Below are 18,572 nucleotides of genomic sequence, written 5' to 3'. Positions count from 1 at the left end.
AAAGTTTAATTAAGCTTTATAATAACACAAAAAGCACCATGCTTATATTAAAATAAGCACAGTGCTTGTTAAACAAAGTATAAAAACTTTAATGTAACAGATTAAAATTACTCTTCAGTTTTTTCTTCGTCTTCTTTGCTTTCGCCAACAACTTCTGGTTCTTCAGTTTGTTGTTCGCCTTCCATAGCTTCGATTTCTTCTTCAGTTGGTTCTTCAGTTGGAGCAACTACTGTTACTACTGATTCAGCTGAATCGTTTTCGATTTTGAAGTCGCCAGTTACTTTAACATCAGCAACAGTTAAGCTGTCGTTAATGTTTAATTCAGTAATGTCTACTTCGATTGCTTCTGGAATATTGTCTGGAGTAGCAGTTACTTCTAAGTTGAATAATGGTTGTTCAACTACGCCGCCTTCTTTAGCGCCTACTGCTTCACCAACTAATTGAACTGGTACTTCAACAGTACGTTCTTCACTCATATTGATTGCTAAGAAGTCAATGTGAGTAATTTGGTTTTTAAGTGGATCGAATTGGTAGTCTGCAACCATAACTTTGATAGTTTTAGAACCAACGCCTAATTCGATAACACCGTTACGACCTACTTCACGGATAACTTTGATGAATTCTACTTCATCAACTTTAACTGACACGTTTTTAGTACCGTAACCGTATACTACTGCTGGTACTTTACCAGATTTTCTTAATTGTTTAAGATCTGAACGTGTTTGTTTACCTTGACGGATGATTGACTTTAATGAAGCCATTCTCATTTCCACCTTTCATTTTTGCTCAAAACGAGCACCTCACTTACCCATCAACATCATCGTTGCTTGCAAGTGTTTATTTATTCGTATAATCACGAACGAAACTATTATACACGTTTGGAATATGTTCGTCAAACGCCTTTTAAATATTAGTCAAATAATACGCTAACTGATTCTCTTTCGTATACACGAATGATAGCTTGTGCGATTAAACCAGCAACAGATAATTCTTTAGTGTTAGATGGTTTGCGATCTTCATCTAAATGAATTGAGTTTGTTACGATTAATTCTTTTATAGCAGAATTTTCGATACGTTCTTTAGCCGGTCCTGATAAAACAGGGTGTGTACAACAAGCATATACTTCTTTAGCACCTTTATCTTTTAATGCTTGTGCAGCTAAAGTGATTGTACCTGCTGTATCAATAATATCGTCAATAATAATTGCCGTACGTCCTTCAATCTCACCAACAATGTTCATCACTTCAGCAACATTTGGTCTAGGACGACGTTTATCTATAATTGCAATTGGAGTTTTTAAAATGTCAGCTAATTTACGTGCACGTGTAACACCGCCATGGTCTGGTGAAACAACGACACATTCTTCTGGGTTAATATTCGGATCATCTTTGAAATGTTTAGCAAGAATTGGCACACCCATTAAGTGGTCAATTGGAATATCAAAGAATCCTTGAATTTGTGGTGCATGTAAGTCTAACGCAATCATACGAGTTGCGCCAGCTGTTTCGATTAAGTTTGCAACTAATTTAGCAGTGATTGGCTCACGGCTACGGGCTTTTCTATCTTGTCTTGCATATCCATAATATGGCACTACAATATTGATTGTTGCTGCAGAAGCACGTTTACAAGCATCAATCATAATTAATAATTCCATTAAATGTAGATTCACAGGATATGATGTTGGTTGAATAATAAATACGTCACAACCACGAATACTCTCTTCGATATTAATTTGAATTTCTCCATCACTAAAACGTTTAACTGAACATTTACCTAGTTCAATTCCTACTTGGTCAGCAACTTCTTGCGCTAATGCTTCGTTTCCTTTCAATGAAAAAATCTTTAATGACGAATTCTTATATTCATTATTTAACATTTATAGTCCTCCAATTATTTACTTACGCAATTACTATTATATATAAAATGTAACTCCATTACTATGCGAATCATTAAATCATAAAGATTACATTAATATTACATAGGATTATCCTTTTATCCTAGCCATTTTAAATACGTAAATGATCATTTCCTATATCCTTCTTTTGTTGTTTGTCTTGCTCTTGCCACAGCTAAACTGTCATTTGGTACGTCATCTGTGATTGTGGAACCAGCTGCCACCAATACATCATCACCAATTGTTACAGGTGCTACTAAATTAACATTGCAACCTACAAATGAATCTTTGCCGACGATAGTTTTAAATTTATTTTCACCATCATAGTTAACTGTAATCGTTCCGCAACCAATATTAGTACGTTCGCCAATTACAGCATCGCCAATATAACTTAAATGTGAAACCTTGGCACCATCTTTAAGATCTGCTTTTTTAATTTCTACAAAATTTCCAACCTTAACATCTGCACCTAATTGCGCGCCTGGTCTCAATTGCGCAAACGGTCCGACCTTAGTATTCGCTCCTACGCTAGCATCATTAACAACAGACTGTTGAATACATGCACCATTTTCAATCGTACTATTGTTAATTTCAGAGTACTGACCAATAACAACATCTTCGCCAATTTCTGTACGACCATTAATTCGTACGCCTGGTTCAATGACTGTATCACTACCAATTGTAACGTCTGGACCAATATAAGTGCTGTCAGGATCGATGATTGTCACACCATTTAGCATGTGATAATGATTCGTACGACGTTGCATCGCCTTCTCAGCCTGACTAAGCATTACACGATCATTTACACCCATGATTTCTTCAACATCATTGGTACGATAGACTTCTACGATGCCGCCATCATTTAAAATTAACGACAATACATCAGGGAGGTAATATTCACCTTGCGCATTATCATTTTTCACTTGTGTTAATTTTTCAAACAACGTTTTATTATTAAACGCAAAAATACCTGAACTAATTTCATTAATATCCTTTTCAGCTTGCGTTGCATCTTTCTCTTCAACTATGCGTTCTAAACGACCTGACGCATTTCGAACGATTCTTCCGTATCCATATGGTTGTTGAATCGATGCAGATAATACAGTTGCTTGAGCATTAGCATCCTCGTGATGCGCAATCAATGTTTCTAATGTTTCCTTTGTGATGAGCGGTGTGTCACCACATACAACGATTGTCGTACCTTCCTTGTCTTCTAAGTGTGATTTCGCCATTTGCACTGCATGCGCAGTACCGAGTTGTTCCTCTTGAAAACTGTATAAAGAACGCTCGCCTAAATGTCCTTTTACACTTTCAGCACCATGTCCTACGATGGTTACAACTTGATCGACACCAGAGCCTTTCACACTTTCCAATACATGTTCGACCATAGGTTTCCCAGCAACCTCGTGTAGCACTTTATACTTTTTAGATTTCATTCTTGTGCCTTTACCTGCTGCCAAAATTATCGCGTGTCTTCGCATGAACATTAACCCCCATTAAATTTTACACTTCGTCATTATTATAATTTAATCTGCAATACTCTTTCAACATATAAAAGGCATTGTTTTTAATTCGTTGTAATTTTAAAAACAACTTTTTTCTTACTTCAAAAATACGAGCATCATTCAAACGCAATTTTTATCAGCAATGAATCAATAATTTTCATATCATCATAATCTGTTAACGTATATATTTATTAGCCTTTCATTAAAAATAAAAAAACATTAATACAAACTAAAAAAACTGCCGACAAAGCTTTATGCTTTATCGACAGTATCAAATCAACTTATTGCAAATGTATTACATCGCTAAATATAAAATTGATTAAGCTTCTTCTGAATCTTCTGATGTAGCGTTTTTATCTGGTACTACTTCATCTGTTTCATCATATACTTTCATCACTGCATCTTGAATTTCTTGTCTCATATCTGAATTAATAGGATGCGCGATGTCGCGGAATTCACCATCTGGTGTACGTTTACTTGGCATTGCAACGAACAAGCCAGAGTTTCCTTCAATTACACGTAAATCATGAATTACGAAAGCTTCATCTAATGTAATGGAAACGAGTGCTTTCATTCGTCCATCTGTTTGTATTTTTCTAAGTCTTACATCTGTCACTTTCATGTAGTGAGCCCCCCTATAGTATATATCTCTCTGTTTTATTTAGAAGCTTGATTAAACATATTAATCGAAAATTATAATTCCTTAATTTTACTTACTAATTCAATTTCTACTTTCACATCTTTTGGCAAACGCGCAACCTCTACACAACTACGCGCTGGCTTGTGTTCATTAAAATATTGACCATACACTTCATTTATTTTTTGGAAATCATTCATATCTTTAATGAAAATGGTCGCTTTCGCAACAGAATTCAAATCAGATCCTGCTTCTTCCAAAACAACCTTTAAATTTTCTAAAACTTGTTTTGTCTGTGCTTGAACATCAGCGCTTACGATATGTCCATCAACATTCAATGGAATCTGACCAGAAGTATAAACCATACCATTCACAACTGTTGCATGCGAATATGGTCCAAGTGCTTCCGGTAATCTTGTTGTGTTAATGATTTTCATAATACTAAAACTCCTTTTATGAAAACTTAGATAAACTGTTGCCAGGTTCTACGTTAAACTCTTGATTATATTCATCTACATCAGATAATTTCACTAAGGAAGTATAATCTTCAATCAATCTTTGTTTAACTTCTTTTGATTCTACAAGTACTGATACCCCTTTTACATGGGCTTTAAACTCATTCATTAAATTCATAACACCATTAATAGAGCCACCAGCCCTCATAAAATCATCGACAACTAAAACATTTGAATTTTCTGCTAAAGTTCTCTTCGAAAGTACCATCGTCTCTATTTTTCTTGAAGATCCTGAAACGTAATTAATTGAAACTGTAGAACCTTCAGTCACCTTGTTGTCTTTTCTAATCACTACTACTGGTAAATTTAAAATATTAGCAACCGCATTTGCCAATGAAATACCTTTTGTCGCAATGGTAACAACAGCATCTAATTTTTCTTCCATGTAAATACTGGCAATTAACTTACCAACTTTGTTTAGTAGCGATGGATTACCTACCAAATCTGATAAAAATAAATATCCGCCAGGTAACAAACGTTCTTTCTCTTCTAATAGAGTAATGACCTCATTAACAACTTCAGTCGCCTCTTCTTTACTCATCATTGGTTTATACGTGACACCACCACTTGCGCCAGCAGTAGTAATTACTGTACCTAACTTTTCTTTTTGGAATGTATTTTTTATAATTTGGACATCTTCACTTATTGAAGACTTCGCCTGTTTAAATTTTTTCACAAAAAAAGTTAATGGAATCAATTTATTCGGATGGTTCATCAAATATTGCGTCATAAAAACAATTCTCTCGCTTCGTTTATATCTCATCTTTTCAACCCTTCTATCCTAATAGTCTAACTAAGTACACTTCATTACAACAACCGTTAACTGCATTATAAATATTTTTTGCTTGGCTTTCTTTTCGTGCTAGCCCATACACAGTCGGTCCGCTTCCACTCATTAACGCACCATCTGCACCACTTTTCAACATATTATTTCTTAATTTATCGATTTGTGGGTGTTTTGAAACAGAAATTGGCTCTAATCGATTAGACAAACTTTGACATAATTGTTGATAATCTCGATTTTCTAAGGCCTCATAACACATTTTCGTATGTACGTCGTAACGCTTATCTAAATTGATCAACTTAAATATATCTGGTGATGATATGCCTAAGTTTGGTTTAGCAAGAATCACCCAAGCTGAAGGTGGTTTATTTAAAAACTCGATTTTCTCTCCTCTTCCAGTACATAGTGCAGTTTTATTATAAATACAAAACGGAATATCTGTCCCAATTTTACTGCCTAGTAGAGCCAATTCTTCCAAACTCGCCCCTATATCAAAAAGTCGATTCAATCCTCTTAACGTTGCTGCTGCATCAGCCGAACCTCCAGCTAAGCCAGCAGAAACAGGTATTTCTTTATCGATAGAAATTGTTACACCTTGCTTTAGTTGATATTGCTCAATAAATAGTTGCGCTGCACGATATGCGAGATTTTTATGATTAGAAGGCACATAATTATGTTCAATCTCAACAACTATCTTTCGATCTTTTCTTTTATGAAAAGTTAAACGATCATTTAAATCAACTGTTGTCATTATCATTTCAATCTCATGATAGCCATCATTTCTTTTAAAAAGTGTATCGAGCGTAAAATTAATTTTGGCTGGTGCCGTTTCATATATCATTTTCCGCCCTCTTTTCGTTATCTTAATATGATGATTTTAACATAAAGAGAATTAATATTTGACATTTTAATTTGTTTTTTAGTGTTTTTTTAATAAAAAAGTAATTTTCTCCATCTAATTACTTAGTATTTACTTGTATTTGTGTTTATAAATACAATTATCCATTTACTGAAAAATCTATAAGCGAAACATCAGTGTTAAACATTTTGTAAATAAAAAGAGTATTGAACATAATGCCCAACACTCAAATAATTATCATAATATTTACTTCTTATACTAAGAAACGTCTAACATCTCTATATGTCTTATTTAGTGTGCAATTGATTCGTGATGATTATCCTCTTCAAATGAAACTTGAACATTTTCAGTTAACACATCAGTGTATGTATAAGATACTCTCTCAAAGTTGTGTTTGTCTTGATCTAACTCAACAATGAAAACTGACGGATATGTTTCTTTTAAAATTCCAGAACGTTTTATTGTTTTCTTACGGCCTCCATTGGCTTTCAGTACAATACGATTTCCTAAATGACAATCAATAGAATTTTTGATGTCCAAAATTGATTTTGGCATATTGCTCCACCTCGCTACAAGTTACATAATACCATATTTGCAGCGTTTTCGTCAAACAAAATTTAAATTTTAACAATAGTGCTTTGCTTTGTCAATCATTTAATTTTCTAATTGAGGGAATTTTTTCTTTTCTTCATACAATTTAGCAAAATCTTGAATAGATAGCGTTTCACCGCGACGTCTTGGATCAATACCTGCTTGTTCCAACCATTGTAAAATCACTTCTTTGTGTTGTTTACCATCTTTAAAATAATTTTGATAGTTATTGTTAATTGTCTTTCTTCTTTGTGCAAATGCTGCTTTTGCTAACTTAAAGAATGCTTCCTCGTTATCTACTGTTACTAACGGTTCAGTTCTCTGCATCAGTTTTACAACTATTGAATCAACATTAGGTGGTGGCATAAATACAGATTTAGGTACCGTTAATACTTTACTAGTCTCTGTATAGTATTGTACGACAATTGATAATGAACCATATGCTTTTGAACCTACTTCAGCATTTAAGCGTTCGCCCACTTCTTTTTGCATCATCACCACGTAGCCATCAATTGGTATATCTTGTTGCATCAAATTTAATAAAATTGGCGTCGTAATATAGTACGGCAGGTTTGCAACAACCATTATTTTTTCACAATCTTGTAAATGATTTTCAACAGCTTCTTTAATATTCGCTTTTAAAATATCTTCATTAATCACCGTCACATTATCATAAGGTGATAGTGTATCATTTAATACAGGTATTAAACGTTGATCAATTTCAAATGCCAATACTCTTTTAGCATGTCTGGCCAATTGTTCTGTCAACGACCCCATACCTGGACCAATTTCAATCACCCCAGTTTGTGCATCAATATCACTTGCATCAATGATATTATTAATGATATTCACATCTATCAAAAAGTTCTGTCCTAAACTTTTTTTAAAATTAAAGCCATATTTATCTAACAACGCTCGCGTTCTTGATGGTGTTGCAATATCTTTATTATCCAACATTTTCACTTCCTCATTCATCTTCTAAAGCTTGCCTTACATCCGCTTCGGTATAACCAAATGCATTTAACTTTTTCAATAACTGCTTACCATTGGAATGGCCGATTCGCAATTTTCTACTTAAAATTTCTCTACGGCGCCTTGCATCTTTCCCAACAATTAACCCCAACTCTATAAGCACAGATTTATCAATTGATTCATAAGCTTCATCAAAGGGTGAACTAACATGCATTAACGCTTCTTTAATATCAATTAAGTCGGCATGTTCAACACCAATTTTCCCTTTTTTATTTTTAGCTTTTTCTCTATCAATATACGCATGTTTAACACCTTTGACATGTTCAGTAATTGTACTTCTAATTTTATCTCCTGGGAAATCTGGATCTGTTAATACAATAACGCCTCGACTTTGTTGAGCATTTCTAATTACTTCTAAAGTTTGTTCGTTGATGGCACTACCATTCGTTTCAATCGTATCACATTCAACAGCTCGTTTAACACGCTCAGTATCATCTCGTCCTTCTACAACTATAAACTCATTGATTTTCATTTAAAACGCCTTCCTACAATTCTTAATTTCAAAGCTCTAACCATCTCTATCGTACGTATTGCACATGCACGATATTTTAATTTAAAAAAGTGAGAAAGAACCATAGCATATTAAACGAATATAGCATCGTTTACATTTATGGCGGTGATCTTTCTCACTTTTAACTTTATGAATTTAAATTAAACAATTTCTCTGCATTTTTAGTTGTTTGTTCGCACACTTCTTCATAAGATAAGCCTTTTAATTCAGCAATTTGTTCAGCTACTAAAGTTACTCTCGCCGGTTCATTTCGCTTCCCTCTATACGGATGTGGCGAAAGATACGGTGCATCGGTTTCAACTAGCAAACGCTCCATTGACACATGCTTAGCAACTTCTTTAGGCTGTTTAGCATTTTTAAATGTCACAGGTCCTCCTAATGAAATATAAAAATTCAGCTTATTAGTTACAATATCTGCAATTTCTGGAGAACCACTAAAGCTATGCATAATCCCGCCTACCTCTTCAGCATGCTCCTCCAATAAGATATCGATACAGTCTTGAGTTGCTTCACGGTTATGAATGATAATTGGTAACTTCAAACGCTTAGCTAAAGCAATTTGCTTTCTAAAAACTTCCTTTTGAACATCTGCAGGAGATTTATCCCAGTGATAATCTAATCCCATTTCACCAATACCAATCACTTTTGGATGCTGAGCTAAAGATTCAATCCATTCCAAGTGTTCTTCTGTAAAATCAATTGCGTCAACTGGATGCCAACCGATAATGCCATATAAAAAATCATACTCATCGATTAATTTCATCGCGCGTTCAATTGTCGATTTGTTAAAACCAACTACAAACATACGATCAACACCTGCTTCTCTAGCACGTGTAATCACTTCACTCAAATCATCATCGTATTGCTCATCATTTAAATGGACATGTGTATCGATTAACATAATTATCTCTCCTAATTTTTAAAAATACAGTTATTTAATCACTGCACCATTTGGAATTGCACTTGGTAAACTTACTAAGGTTAATACACCATCTTTTTCAGCAGATAATATCATACCTTCAGATTTTTGTCCCATTAATTTAGCTGGTTTCAGGTTAGTAACAACTGCTACTTTTTTACCAATAATATCATCTGGTGTATAGAATTTGGCAATTCCTGATACAATTTGTCTTTGTTCAGAATCTAAGTCTACTTGAATTTTTAAAAGCTTATCTGACTTCTTAACATGTTCAGCATCAATAATCGTTGCTGCCTTAATTTCAACTTTATCAAAGTCTTTAATATCAATTTGAGGTTTGCTAGGAATCTCTTCTTTTTCCTCTTCAGTAGCAGGCGGTTGCATTGATTCTTTGATATATGCAATTTCCGCTTCGCTATCCAATCTTGGGAAAATAGGTTTAGGTTGCCCAGTAACCATAATTGACTCAGTAAGCACACCATATTGCTCTAAACTACTAAATTCCATAAATTGAGGATTGTTTATGTTCAATTGTTCAAAAATCTCTTTCGGCGCATGTGTTAAGAATGGACGTAATAATACAGCTGCATAACGAATATTTTCAACTAAGTGAGCCATTACATTGCCTAACATATCTTTTTGGCTATCGTCCTTAGCTAATACCCAAGGCGTTGTTTCGTCAATATACTTATTCGTTCTACTTATAAACTTCCATACCGTAGATAATGCCACAGAAAATTGCAAACTTTCCATGCTTTCAGTGTAGCTTTTCACTGTTTCTAAAGCCATAGCTTCCATTTCTTCATCTAATTCATGAAGTGGACCTTGATACGCTGGTAATTCGCCATCAAAGTACTTATTAACCATAGAAATCGTACGGTTTACTAAGTTACCTAAGTCATTTGCTAGATCGAAATTTGTACGCTCAACAAATGCTTCAGGTGTAAATACGCCATCTGAACCAAATGGTAATTCACGCATTAGATAATAACGTGTAGCATCTAAACCATAGCGATCAATTAAAATATTAGGGTCTACAACATTACCTTTAGATTTACTCATTTTTCCATCTTTCATCAAAATCCAACCATGTGCAAAGACTTTTTTAGGTAACGGTAAGTCTAATGCCATCAATAAAATAGGCCAAATAATTGAGTGGAATCGCACAATTTCCTTAGCCATTAAATGAATATCTGCTGGCCAGTATTTGTTAAATAGTGACTCATCATCTGATAAATAGCCTAATGCTGAAATATAGTTAACTAACGCATCAATCCAAACATAAACAACATGTTTTGGATTAGACGGAACATGGACACCCCAGTTAAATGATGTACGAGAAACAGCTAAATCAGCAAGTCCTGGTTTAATGAAGTTGTTAATCATTTCATTTTTTCTTGATGGTGGTTGTATAAAATCTGGATTTTGGTCATAGAACTCTAATAAACGGTCTGTATATTTACTAATATTAAAGAAATAACTTTCTTCTTTAACTAGTTCAACTTCGTGTCCAGAATCTGGACTTTTGCCACCAATAATTTTACCGTTTTCGTATTGTGGGTCTACTAATTGTGACTCTGTATAGTATGTTTCATCCGGAACAGAATACCAACCTTCATATTCACCTAAATAGATATCACCTTGCTTTAATAAACGTTCAAACACTTGCTCAACGACATGTTTATGACGTTCTTCAGTTGTTCTGATAAAATCATCATTTGAAATTTCAAGCTTAGCCCACAATTGTTTAATTCCAGCAATCATCTCATCCAAATATTCAATTTCTGTCTTACCAGCTTTTTGAGCTTTTTCTTGAATTTTTTGACCGTGTTCATCCGTTCCAGTCAAATAACGAACATCATATCCTTGCATTCTCTTATATCTTGCAATAACATCTCCAGCCACTGTAGAATATGCATGTCCTATATGTAAATTCCCACTAGGATAGTATATTGGGGTTGTTATATAAAATGTTTCTTTAGCCATAACTGTTCCTCCTCGTAATGTCTCACTTCAAATAATATCTAAGATTTCTATGCATTTCAACGGACGCGAACATTTATCTCGTCATCTCATTTTCATCTTATTCAATGTTAAGGTATTTATTACTTTCAATGTATTTATTTTACATTAAAAAACGTCGATGTCATCATTTTTTTATCATAGTCAACATCATTTTATCAGTATCAATGCAAAATGATAACTTACCATTTAAAATTACAGCTTGCGTTTATAAAATCGTTTAAAATTTCATATAATCGATAAAGTGATTAACTTATTTGATGATAAATATTATATACTTCATTCGTTTTAAGTTGTCGTTCTTCAGCAACTTTTTTAATAGCTTGTTTTGGTTTCATCTGTGAAGTTTGAATATAATGATCAACATGCTCATTGATAGATAAATCATCAAACCACGATATCTCATTGTTCGCTTTAGCACCTTCAATTAAGATAACGAATTCGCCTTTCAATGGTACATCGCCTTGCTGAATCAATGCTTGTAATTGTGTTACATCATCAGTTACAATTTGTTCGAACTTCTTAGTTAATTCACGCCCTAGTGATACTTGTCGTGTTGCATCTATCTTTGCAATTGTTTTTAATGTATCTGTCACACGATGCGGTGATTCGTATATAATTAATGTGCTATTTTCATGCATACGTTGCTCTAATACAGCACTTTTTTCTTTCTCTTTTCGTGGCAAAAATCCTAAAAATGTATATACATATGAAGGTAATCCACTAGCCATCAAAGCCGTCAGCCCAGCATTAGGTCCAGGCACAGTCTCTACTTTAATATTAGCTTCTCTGGCTGCCACTACTAATTCGTATCCAGGATCACTAATTAAGGGCAATCCAGCATCAGATACGAGCGCAACGTCAAGACCTAATTCTAACTGTTCAATGATAAAAGCAGTCTGCTTATCCTTGTTATGTTCGTGATATGACTTTAATGGAGTTGGAATATCATAATGTTTACACAGCTTACTAGTTACTCTAGTGTCTTCACAAGCAATCATATCAACACGTTTCAATACATCAACTGCTCTATAAGTAATATCTGCTAAATTACCAATTGGTGTGCCCACTAAATATAATACAGCCATACTATCGCTCCTTAATTAATCGCAATTTCTTTTGTCTGGTATAAGTTTTAATTTCATATTCACGCTTCAATGCTTCAGACTTTGTCTCATACATTTCTTGATAAACTAAATGCACCGGACGTCTTACTTTCGTATATTTGGCTCCTTGACCTCGGTTATGTTTTTCAACACGTGCATTAACGTCTTTAGCGTATCCTGTATATAAACTTCCATCACTACATTTTACAATATATACAAAATGACTATCCATAATATACTTCCTTCATTTCTTCGCTATAATTACCATCTTCATTATAAATATAAAATGGGGGCATGATTTCTAAACCTTGATTTCCACCTTTTCGACCTTCTACAACTATCGTTTGTGCCGATTTCCCTACTTTACTATATATAAAAACGACTTTCTTAGGTTCAATATTCACTTTTCTCATTTCAAACAAGACATCCATTAGTCTATCTGCACGATGTACCATATTTAGCCTGCCACCTTCTTTTAATAAATGACGGGCTGCAATCATGCAATCTTCAAGTGTACACATAATCTCATGTCTCGCTATCTTATGTGCTTCTTTTTGATGTTGGTGTTGCTGATTCTCTTTAAAATAAGGCGGATTACACGTTACTAAAGTATATTGTGAAGGTTTAAATACTTTAGTAACGTTTTTCAAATCCATGTGATGCATTGTTAAATATTCATCAACATCATTGAATTGAAATGTGCGTCGCGCCATATCGACAAGTGTTTTTTGAATCTCAACACCTTCTATATGTCGTGGATGTTTCGCAAACAATAACAAGGGTATCACCCCATTGCCTGAACATAAGTCCAATACAATATCTTTTGTTCTAGGTTTTGTAAAATGCCCTAACAACAAAGCATCCGTTGAAAACGAAAAAACATCATCATTTTGAATAATACTAAAATTTTCTTTGATTAGTTGATCAAATCGTTCATTCTCTTTTAACATTTTTAACTCCTATGAAGACAACCTTTTTCTATTGAGTAATTGAAATCTCTTTTTATATTATATGCCTATCTACATTCGATGTATTTTTGACTTTTAACAGCTACATTTTATAACTAATGATACTGCGCGCACACTTAATAATAACATTTAGTACCGCTATCTCTTATGCAATCACCAAAACTTTATACACAATTAAAGCCTGAAACATGCATTGTCTCAGACTTATCCAAACCATATTCATTTATAATTATAACACTATTTGAGAGTGCTTGATTAATCACTTAAAACTTCTAAACAGAACAGACAATCTTCACCATGTCGATGTTTTCCAAATAATTCGCCTTTACAAATATGAAATCCTTCTCCATACAATATAGCCAAATTATCTTTACTTGGTAATGGCTTTTTCACAGCTTTTGCTGGTTTTGAATTCGCAGTATCAATAGTAGTTGGTTCATCATTGCCCAACACCTTTTTCAAATTATCATTTTCAAGTTGAAGCGCTACATTTTCTTCTACTAATTCAACTGCAAGTGCCTTTAATTCTGAAGTTTCCTTTGAAAGTTGATTGACATTCATTTCTAAACGCATTATTTTTTCAAATATTTCATTGCGATCCAAATGTAATAATGCCTCCTTAATGCATAGTTTCTATTTCTTCTAATTTATATTCAAGTGGCTGTTCATGTCCCTCAAGCTTCACCTGCATAGAAATGTCTAATATATTTAAAGCAACTACTTTCCCGTTACCATCAGGCGTTTCAATTGCTTCACCGATATCAGGTAATTGTGCACGTACTTCCTCATAATAGTCATTTTCATATTTTAAACAACACATCAAACGACCACATGCACCAGAAATTTTAGTTGGATTTAATGATAAATTTTGATCCTTAGCCATCTTAATCGATACTGGTTCAAAATCCCCTAAAAATGTAGAACAACATAACGACCTACCACAAGGTCCGATACCGCCAAGCAATTTGGCTTCATCCCTTACACCAATTTGTCTCAACTCGATACGTGTTTTTAAATGTTGCGCTAATATTTTTACTAATTTTCTAAAATCAATACGATCATCCGCCGTAAAATTAAAAATAACTTTCGATTTATCTAATGTATATTCGCAATTGACTAAACGCATGTCCAAACCTTGTTCTCTTACAATGTCTTTACATAGTATTAATGCATTTTCAGCATCTCGTTCATTACAATTAAATTTATCAATATCTTTGTCATCAGCAACGCGAATAATATTTTTAAGAGGTAACACAACATCCTCTTCAGCAATATCCATTAATGGATTTTTAACAATACCTATCTCTATGCCTCTTTTAGATTCGACAACTACCCAGTCATCTATATCTACTTGTATATCATTAGGTGTATAATATTCTAATTTTCCCGCTTTTTGAAACTGAACACCTATTACATTTGGCATCTAACTCACACCCTTAATTACGATTTGTTCAAATACAAGCGTTGGATTTACATTTTGATTCAATTTCTTATGTGCTTCCGTCAGTTGATCAAACATCAAAATTAATTGATTAAACGACAACTTTTGCGCATATTGATCAATATCATTTTTTAAATCACTATATATTTGTTTATCCTCTACATTTACCTTTGTATGTATGATATCTTCGAAGAAACCATTCACAGCTGCAATAGTTAAAGATTGCAGTTTTTTATTTTTAGCCTGTTTCAATAAATCAATAATACCTATAAGTGCCATTGGCTTATTAGTAAGCAACAATTCACACCAACGTATAACTGATTTCCTTAATGCTAATAAATCAAATTCTTCATTTAAAGCCATTGCATTATCTATTTGCGTAGTATAAGTACTAATCATTTCAGCTACTGGCTTAGACATGTCTTGTTCAACTAATCTATTTATAAACTTTTCTTTATCAATAGGCTTGAAATATACATGCTGACACCTTGAATGGATTGTGTCTAAAATTTGCTCAGGTTTTGTAGACAATAAAATAGCAATCGTATTGTCCGGTGGTTCTTCAAGAAATTTCAAGATACTGTTTTCCCCTTGAACAGTTAACTTTTCAAAGTCTTCAATGATGTACACTTTATTTGTGCTTTCTATAGGAAGTTGATTCATATGACGCACAAGTTGTTCAACTTGTTCTTTCTTAATTGCATTCTCAGTTGTTGATATATACATAAAGTCTGGATGATTATATGTACTAACCTTTGTTTCACATTGACTATCTGTTTGACATAAAATAAGCTTTGCAAAATTAATCGCAACTTGTTTCATCGTTTGTGCATCATCACCTTCAAATAAATAGGCATGCGATAATTTATTTAAATGATATGCATTCGTCAATTGTTGCTGTTCATCCATTCATTACAAACTCCCTTTTGCTTTTATATAAAAAGGTTGCCAAAGAGCAACTAATTACTGCAACAATAGCGACCATGATTTGTGATTATTTTTAGAACCACAAAAATCAAATCTATTGGCATCTGAACTAGTCGCAGTCAAGCAACCCAAAATTGTTAATAACTTATTAATACACTATTTTAAGTATCTCTAATTGATGATTGTATTATAGAATTAAAATTGATGGAATGCATCAACTGGCATAACAAATACAGTAGCACCGCCAACTTCAACTTCAACTGGATATGGAATGTACGAATCCGCACTGCCTCCCATAGGTGTAATAGGTGAAACCAACTGTTCTCTATTACCACACGTTTGATTAATCACAGACAATATTTCATCTACACGGTCATCATTGACACCACATAAGAATGTTGTATTACCCGCTCTTAAAAACCCACCTGTTGTTGCCAATTTTGTTGCTCTAAAGTTATTTTTAACAAGTTGATCTGCAAGTTCCTGACTATCTTGATCTTGTACGATCGCTATAATCATTTTCATTTTATAACACCTCTTCTAACAATTATATCATATCTTTTCTAAATATTTGATGATAGTTTGATACGTGTCTTCAACAACATTTTCAAGAGGTTGATCTGCATTAACGCTTTTGAACCGTTGTGATTCATTATGAATGATTTCTTGGTAACCTTCAATTACTTTTTCGTGAAACTTTAAATCTTCTTGATCTAATCTATTTTGATCTCTTGAATTTTTAATAATACGTTCGCGACCTACTTCAGCACTAACATTTAAATAAATCGTCAAGTCTGGATATAATCCATTTATTGCAAATTCGTTTAATGCTCTTACTTCTTCAACGCCAATCCCTCTAGCATAACCTTGATAAGCTAATGAACTATCGATATAGCGATCACACAACACAACCTTACCTTCTTTTAAAGCTGGTATGACCTTTAATACAAGATGTTCTCTTCTAGATGCAGCAAATAACATTGCTTCAGTTCTAATGTCCATATCATTGCCTTCTAATACAATTTTACGTATTTCTTCACCAGTAGGAACACCACCTGGTTCTCTAGTCATAATGACATCATAATCTTTTACTAATCTATGGTAAACTTCATTAATTACAGTTGTTTTTCCAGAGCCTTCTGGGCCCTCAAAAGTTATAAAAGCTGACATTTTATTCATCCTCAACTAAAATTTTATTATTTTTAATTCCTTCAACTATCATTCCAGTTTCCAGATATTCATTTACCAATTCTATCATATTTTCAGTTATTGTTTCTCCTTTGAAAATAATAGGAATCCCTGGCGGATACGGGACAATATGTCGCGCCAGAACTTTACCTTTTGCCTTTTTCAAATCACACCAAGTAACATATTCAAAGCGTTTTGGTTTATAGTTACCTTCAGTTGTTAAAAGTTGTGTTTGTTTAACTTTAGAAACTGATTTTTTCGGTAAAATCATATCTTCAATTTTACGTAAAAGCGAATCAAATAAATACGTATCATCATGATGCCATAACGGCAATATCGCTAATGCTTGATAGTCGTCCGCTAATTCTAAATAGATATGTGCATTCATAAACCAATTTTGAATATCATGACCTGTAAAACCTTCATATTTTATCAGCAACTTCAACGGATCATCAACTTGAAGCATTTCAAAACCCTTCTTCTCCAAACATTCGATTAATTGCGCTCTCTTATCAAAAAACACGGTACTATCATATGTTTTATAGAACTCGGCAGCTGACTCTAAACTAGCCATAATCAAATACGAAGGACTAGATGTTTGGAAGTAGCTTAGATATTCTATAATAGTTTCTCTATAAGGTGCATTTTTATGAATATAAAGTACCGAGCCCATCGTTAAAGCTGGTAACGTTTTATGAAAAGATTGAACAACATAGTCAGCTTGATAATTTAATGTAGAATCTGGAAATCCTTGCAATCCAAAGTGCGCGCCGTGTGCTTCGTCAATGAGTACAGGAATATTTAATTGGTGCAAAGATTTGATAACCTCTTCTACATTAAATGTTTCACCGTAATAGTTAGGATAAGTCAACACAGCAAGTTTGTGACCGTCATTATTCAAACGGCTTAAATTAACTTTATTATAATGATTCGTTAACGGACTTTGATGCGTTTCAATAAAATGCCCTTCTTGTTGGCTAATATCGAGCGCATGTAATACAGATTTATGTACATTTCTTGCCATTAAGATATCGCCTTTTTTCTGTGAAAAAGACTGGATGACAGATAATATTCCTGAAGTGGTGCCATTCACTAAGAAATAAGCATCATAATCTGAATGTTTCTCCACCTGCTTCATACTTTCCAAAATGACTTCTTCAGGATGATGTAAATCATCTAATCCAGGTATTTCAGTTTTATCCATTGTCATTGATAATTGAGATAAATGACCGATAGTCATATTTTTATGACCCGGAACATGCAAAGAAATCGCTTCTTCTTGATTTAAACTTTCTAATTTATTTAAAATAGGTTGCTTCATGATATACGCTTCCTTTATTTACACTGTTTTGGAATTAGTTACTTTCAAAAGTATTAATTATATAGTAACACTTCTTTGACAAAAGTTAGTGTTACTTATGCAATAGCTTGTCTATTGTATAATAATTAATTTCCTTTTTGTATTTCGATTTAAAAAATATTAGACATAAAACCTAAAAACAGCAGTAAGATGATTTATGATTAAAAACTATCTTACTGCTGTTCACTTTTTATAATACTTCTGAATGTCTTCACTTATACTTCTAGTCACAGATTTAAACAATCAAAAGTGCACATTATTAAATTATCATTTCCAAAACTCAATGCGGCTCATCGCATCCATTTTTGCCTGG

General features: G+C 33.5%; 22 protein-coding genes. All 22 read right to left on the bottom strand.

The features are described 5' to 3' along the window. Nucleotides 1-107: 107 nt before the first annotated feature. Complete coding sequence (locus tag HMPREF3247_RS13755) at nucleotides 108-761, bottom strand: 50S ribosomal protein L25/general stress protein Ctc (protein WP_000157650.1); 654 nt, start codon at nucleotides 759-761, stop codon at nucleotides 108-110. Between the two features lie 149 nt (nucleotides 762-910). Further along, the gene (locus tag HMPREF3247_RS13745; RefSeq protein WP_000933774.1) at nucleotides 911-1,876 is read right to left on the bottom strand and encodes a ribose-phosphate diphosphokinase; all 966 of its coding nucleotides are present in this window, start codon (nucleotides 1,874-1,876) and stop codon (nucleotides 911-913) included. Nucleotides 1,877-2,022: 146 nt separating this feature from the next. Next, nucleotides 2,023-3,375, bottom strand: coding sequence for a bifunctional UDP-N-acetylglucosamine diphosphorylase/glucosamine-1-phosphate N-acetyltransferase GlmU (gene glmU, locus HMPREF3247_RS13740; RefSeq protein ID WP_001252529.1), 1,353 nt, complete (start codon nucleotides 3,373-3,375; stop codon nucleotides 2,023-2,025). 22 nt (nucleotides 3,376-3,397) lie between these two features. Beyond that, nucleotides 3,398-3,529, bottom strand: coding sequence for a hypothetical protein (locus tag HMPREF3247_RS13735; RefSeq protein ID WP_001789654.1), 132 nt, complete (start codon nucleotides 3,527-3,529; stop codon nucleotides 3,398-3,400). A 189-nt stretch (nucleotides 3,530-3,718) separates the two neighbouring features. Continuing rightward, a complete protein-coding gene (spoVG, locus tag HMPREF3247_RS13730) occupies nucleotides 3,719-4,021 on the bottom strand; it encodes a septation regulator SpoVG (RefSeq protein WP_000868999.1) in 303 nt (100 codons plus the stop codon). A 71-nt stretch (nucleotides 4,022-4,092) separates the two neighbouring features. Continuing rightward, the gene (locus HMPREF3247_RS13725; protein ID WP_000691768.1) at nucleotides 4,093-4,473 is read right to left on the bottom strand and encodes a RidA family protein; all 381 of its coding nucleotides are present in this window, start codon (nucleotides 4,471-4,473) and stop codon (nucleotides 4,093-4,095) included. 16 nt (nucleotides 4,474-4,489) lie between these two features. Continuing rightward, nucleotides 4,490-5,314 carry a pur operon repressor gene (purR, locus tag HMPREF3247_RS13720; RefSeq protein ID WP_001269643.1) on the bottom strand — a complete coding sequence of 275 codons (825 nt, stop codon included), beginning with the start codon at nucleotides 5,312-5,314 and terminating at the stop codon, nucleotides 4,490-4,492. Nucleotides 5,315-5,327: 13 nt separating this feature from the next. Further along, on the bottom strand, nucleotides 5,328-6,176 hold the full coding sequence (ispE, locus tag HMPREF3247_RS13715; protein ID WP_000638871.1) for a 4-(cytidine 5'-diphospho)-2-C-methyl-D-erythritol kinase: 849 nt from the start codon (nucleotides 6,174-6,176) through the stop codon (nucleotides 5,328-5,330). A 309-nt stretch (nucleotides 6,177-6,485) separates the two neighbouring features. Continuing rightward, on the bottom strand, nucleotides 6,486-6,749 hold the full coding sequence (veg, locus tag HMPREF3247_RS13710; protein ID WP_001126662.1) for a biofilm formation stimulator Veg: 264 nt from the start codon (nucleotides 6,747-6,749) through the stop codon (nucleotides 6,486-6,488). Between the two features lie 99 nt (nucleotides 6,750-6,848). Beyond that, nucleotides 6,849-7,742: a 16S rRNA (adenine(1518)-N(6)/adenine(1519)-N(6))-dimethyltransferase RsmA gene (gene rsmA, locus HMPREF3247_RS13705; RefSeq protein WP_000886500.1), complete on the bottom strand. Its 894-nt coding sequence runs from the start codon at nucleotides 7,740-7,742 to the stop codon at nucleotides 6,849-6,851. A gap of 10 nt (nucleotides 7,743-7,752) precedes the next feature. Then, complete coding sequence (rnmV, locus tag HMPREF3247_RS13700) at nucleotides 7,753-8,289, bottom strand: ribonuclease M5 (protein ID WP_000700080.1); 537 nt, start codon at nucleotides 8,287-8,289, stop codon at nucleotides 7,753-7,755. Between the two features lie 166 nt (nucleotides 8,290-8,455). Further along, nucleotides 8,456-9,229: a TatD family hydrolase gene (locus HMPREF3247_RS13695; protein ID WP_000904312.1), complete on the bottom strand. Its 774-nt coding sequence runs from the start codon at nucleotides 9,227-9,229 to the stop codon at nucleotides 8,456-8,458. Nucleotides 9,230-9,259: 30 nt separating this feature from the next. Continuing rightward, entirely contained in the window at nucleotides 9,260-11,233 is a 1,974-nt protein-coding gene (gene metG / locus HMPREF3247_RS13690) for a methionine--tRNA ligase (protein ID WP_001051129.1), read from the bottom strand. Nucleotides 11,234-11,517: 284 nt separating this feature from the next. Beyond that, on the bottom strand, nucleotides 11,518-12,357 hold the full coding sequence (rsmI, locus tag HMPREF3247_RS13680; protein ID WP_000279917.1) for a 16S rRNA (cytidine(1402)-2'-O)-methyltransferase: 840 nt from the start codon (nucleotides 12,355-12,357) through the stop codon (nucleotides 11,518-11,520). Between the two features lies 1 nt (nucleotide 12,358). Then, nucleotides 12,359-12,607: a GIY-YIG nuclease family protein gene (locus HMPREF3247_RS13675; protein ID WP_000377064.1), complete on the bottom strand. Its 249-nt coding sequence runs from the start codon at nucleotides 12,605-12,607 to the stop codon at nucleotides 12,359-12,361. Further along, nucleotides 12,600-13,325 (bottom strand): tRNA1(Val) (adenine(37)-N6)-methyltransferase, encoded by a 726-nt coding sequence (locus HMPREF3247_RS13670; RefSeq protein ID WP_000910696.1) that lies wholly within the window; start codon nucleotides 13,323-13,325, stop codon nucleotides 12,600-12,602. The genes HMPREF3247_RS13675 and HMPREF3247_RS13670 overlap by 8 nt, the downstream gene beginning before the upstream one ends. Nucleotides 13,326-13,598: 273 nt before the next feature. Then, nucleotides 13,599-13,946: a DNA replication initiation control protein YabA gene (gene yabA, locus HMPREF3247_RS13665; RefSeq protein WP_000375686.1), complete on the bottom strand. Its 348-nt coding sequence runs from the start codon at nucleotides 13,944-13,946 to the stop codon at nucleotides 13,599-13,601. Between the two features lie 16 nt (nucleotides 13,947-13,962). Next, nucleotides 13,963-14,766, bottom strand: coding sequence for a PSP1 domain-containing protein (locus tag HMPREF3247_RS13660; RefSeq protein ID WP_001134193.1), 804 nt, complete (start codon nucleotides 14,764-14,766; stop codon nucleotides 13,963-13,965). Next, nucleotides 14,767-15,693, bottom strand: a complete 927-nt coding sequence (locus tag HMPREF3247_RS13655) for a DNA polymerase III subunit delta' C-terminal domain-containing protein (protein WP_000344319.1) — start codon at nucleotides 15,691-15,693, stop codon at nucleotides 14,767-14,769. Between the two features lie 213 nt (nucleotides 15,694-15,906). Then, on the bottom strand, nucleotides 15,907-16,236 hold the full coding sequence (locus HMPREF3247_RS13645) for a cyclic-di-AMP receptor (protein ID WP_000781979.1): 330 nt from the start codon (nucleotides 16,234-16,236) through the stop codon (nucleotides 15,907-15,909). A gap of 27 nt (nucleotides 16,237-16,263) precedes the next feature. Continuing rightward, on the bottom strand, nucleotides 16,264-16,881 hold the full coding sequence (tmk, locus tag HMPREF3247_RS13640) for a dTMP kinase (RefSeq protein ID WP_001272126.1): 618 nt from the start codon (nucleotides 16,879-16,881) through the stop codon (nucleotides 16,264-16,266). A gap of 1 nt (nucleotide 16,882) precedes the next feature. Next, on the bottom strand, nucleotides 16,883-18,220 hold the full coding sequence (locus tag HMPREF3247_RS13635; protein WP_000812832.1) for an aminotransferase class V-fold PLP-dependent enzyme: 1,338 nt from the start codon (nucleotides 18,218-18,220) through the stop codon (nucleotides 16,883-16,885). Nucleotides 18,221-18,572 lie beyond the last annotated feature (352 nt).

It is taken from the genome of Staphylococcus sp. HMSC36A10 (assembly GCF_001838845.1).
Taxonomy (GTDB): Bacteria; Bacillota; Bacilli; order Staphylococcales; family Staphylococcaceae; genus Staphylococcus; species Staphylococcus aureus.
The sequence above is the reverse complement of the archived record's forward strand: the minus strand, read 5'-3'. Positions and strand labels throughout refer to the sequence as shown.

Excerpts from the sequence above, each read along its gene's own strand:
- HMPREF3247_RS13755 (WP_000157650.1), bottom strand. The coding sequence starts at position 761 with ATGGCTTCATTAAAGTCAATCATCCGTCAAGGTAAACAAACACGTTCA.
- HMPREF3247_RS13745 (WP_000933774.1), bottom strand. The coding sequence starts at position 1,876 with ATGTTAAATAATGAATATAAGAATTCGTCATTAAAGATTTTTTCATTG.
- glmU (WP_001252529.1), bottom strand. The coding sequence starts at position 3,375 with ATGCGAAGACACGCGATAATTTTGGCAGCAGGTAAAGGCACAAGAATG.
- spoVG (WP_000868999.1), bottom strand. The coding sequence starts at position 4,021 with ATGAAAGTGACAGATGTAAGACTTAGAAAAATACAAACAGATGGACGA.
- HMPREF3247_RS13725 (WP_000691768.1), bottom strand. The coding sequence starts at position 4,473 with ATGAAAATCATTAACACAACAAGATTACCGGAAGCACTTGGACCATAT.
- purR (WP_001269643.1), bottom strand. The coding sequence starts at position 5,314 with ATGAGATATAAACGAAGCGAGAGAATTGTTTTTATGACGCAATATTTG.
- ispE (WP_000638871.1), bottom strand. The coding sequence starts at position 6,176 with ATGATATATGAAACGGCACCAGCCAAAATTAATTTTACGCTCGATACA.
- veg (WP_001126662.1), bottom strand. The coding sequence starts at position 6,749 with ATGCCAAAATCAATTTTGGACATCAAAAATTCTATTGATTGTCATTTA.
- rsmA (WP_000886500.1), bottom strand. The coding sequence starts at position 7,742 with ATGTTGGATAATAAAGATATTGCAACACCATCAAGAACGCGAGCGTTG.
- rnmV (WP_000700080.1), bottom strand. The coding sequence starts at position 8,289 with ATGAAAATCAATGAGTTTATAGTTGTAGAAGGACGAGATGATACTGAG.
- HMPREF3247_RS13695 (WP_000904312.1), bottom strand. The coding sequence starts at position 9,229 with ATGTTAATCGATACACATGTCCATTTAAATGATGAGCAATACGATGAT.
- metG (WP_001051129.1), bottom strand. The coding sequence starts at position 11,233 with ATGGCTAAAGAAACATTTTATATAACAACCCCAATATACTATCCTAGT.
- rsmI (WP_000279917.1), bottom strand. The coding sequence starts at position 12,357 with ATGGCTGTATTATATTTAGTGGGCACACCAATTGGTAATTTAGCAGAT.
- HMPREF3247_RS13675 (WP_000377064.1), bottom strand. The coding sequence starts at position 12,607 with ATGGATAGTCATTTTGTATATATTGTAAAATGTAGTGATGGAAGTTTA.
- HMPREF3247_RS13670 (WP_000910696.1), bottom strand. The coding sequence starts at position 13,325 with ATGTTAAAAGAGAATGAACGATTTGATCAACTAATCAAAGAAAATTTT.
- HMPREF3247_RS13660 (WP_001134193.1), bottom strand. The coding sequence starts at position 14,766 with ATGCCAAATGTAATAGGTGTTCAGTTTCAAAAAGCGGGAAAATTAGAA.
- HMPREF3247_RS13655 (WP_000344319.1), bottom strand. The coding sequence starts at position 15,693 with ATGGATGAACAGCAACAATTGACGAATGCATATCATTTAAATAAATTA.
- HMPREF3247_RS13645 (WP_000781979.1), bottom strand. The coding sequence starts at position 16,236 with ATGAAAATGATTATAGCGATCGTACAAGATCAAGATAGTCAGGAACTT.
- tmk (WP_001272126.1), bottom strand. The coding sequence starts at position 16,881 with ATGTCAGCTTTTATAACTTTTGAGGGCCCAGAAGGCTCTGGAAAAACA.
- HMPREF3247_RS13635 (WP_000812832.1), bottom strand. The coding sequence starts at position 18,220 with ATGAAGCAACCTATTTTAAATAAATTAGAAAGTTTAAATCAAGAAGAA.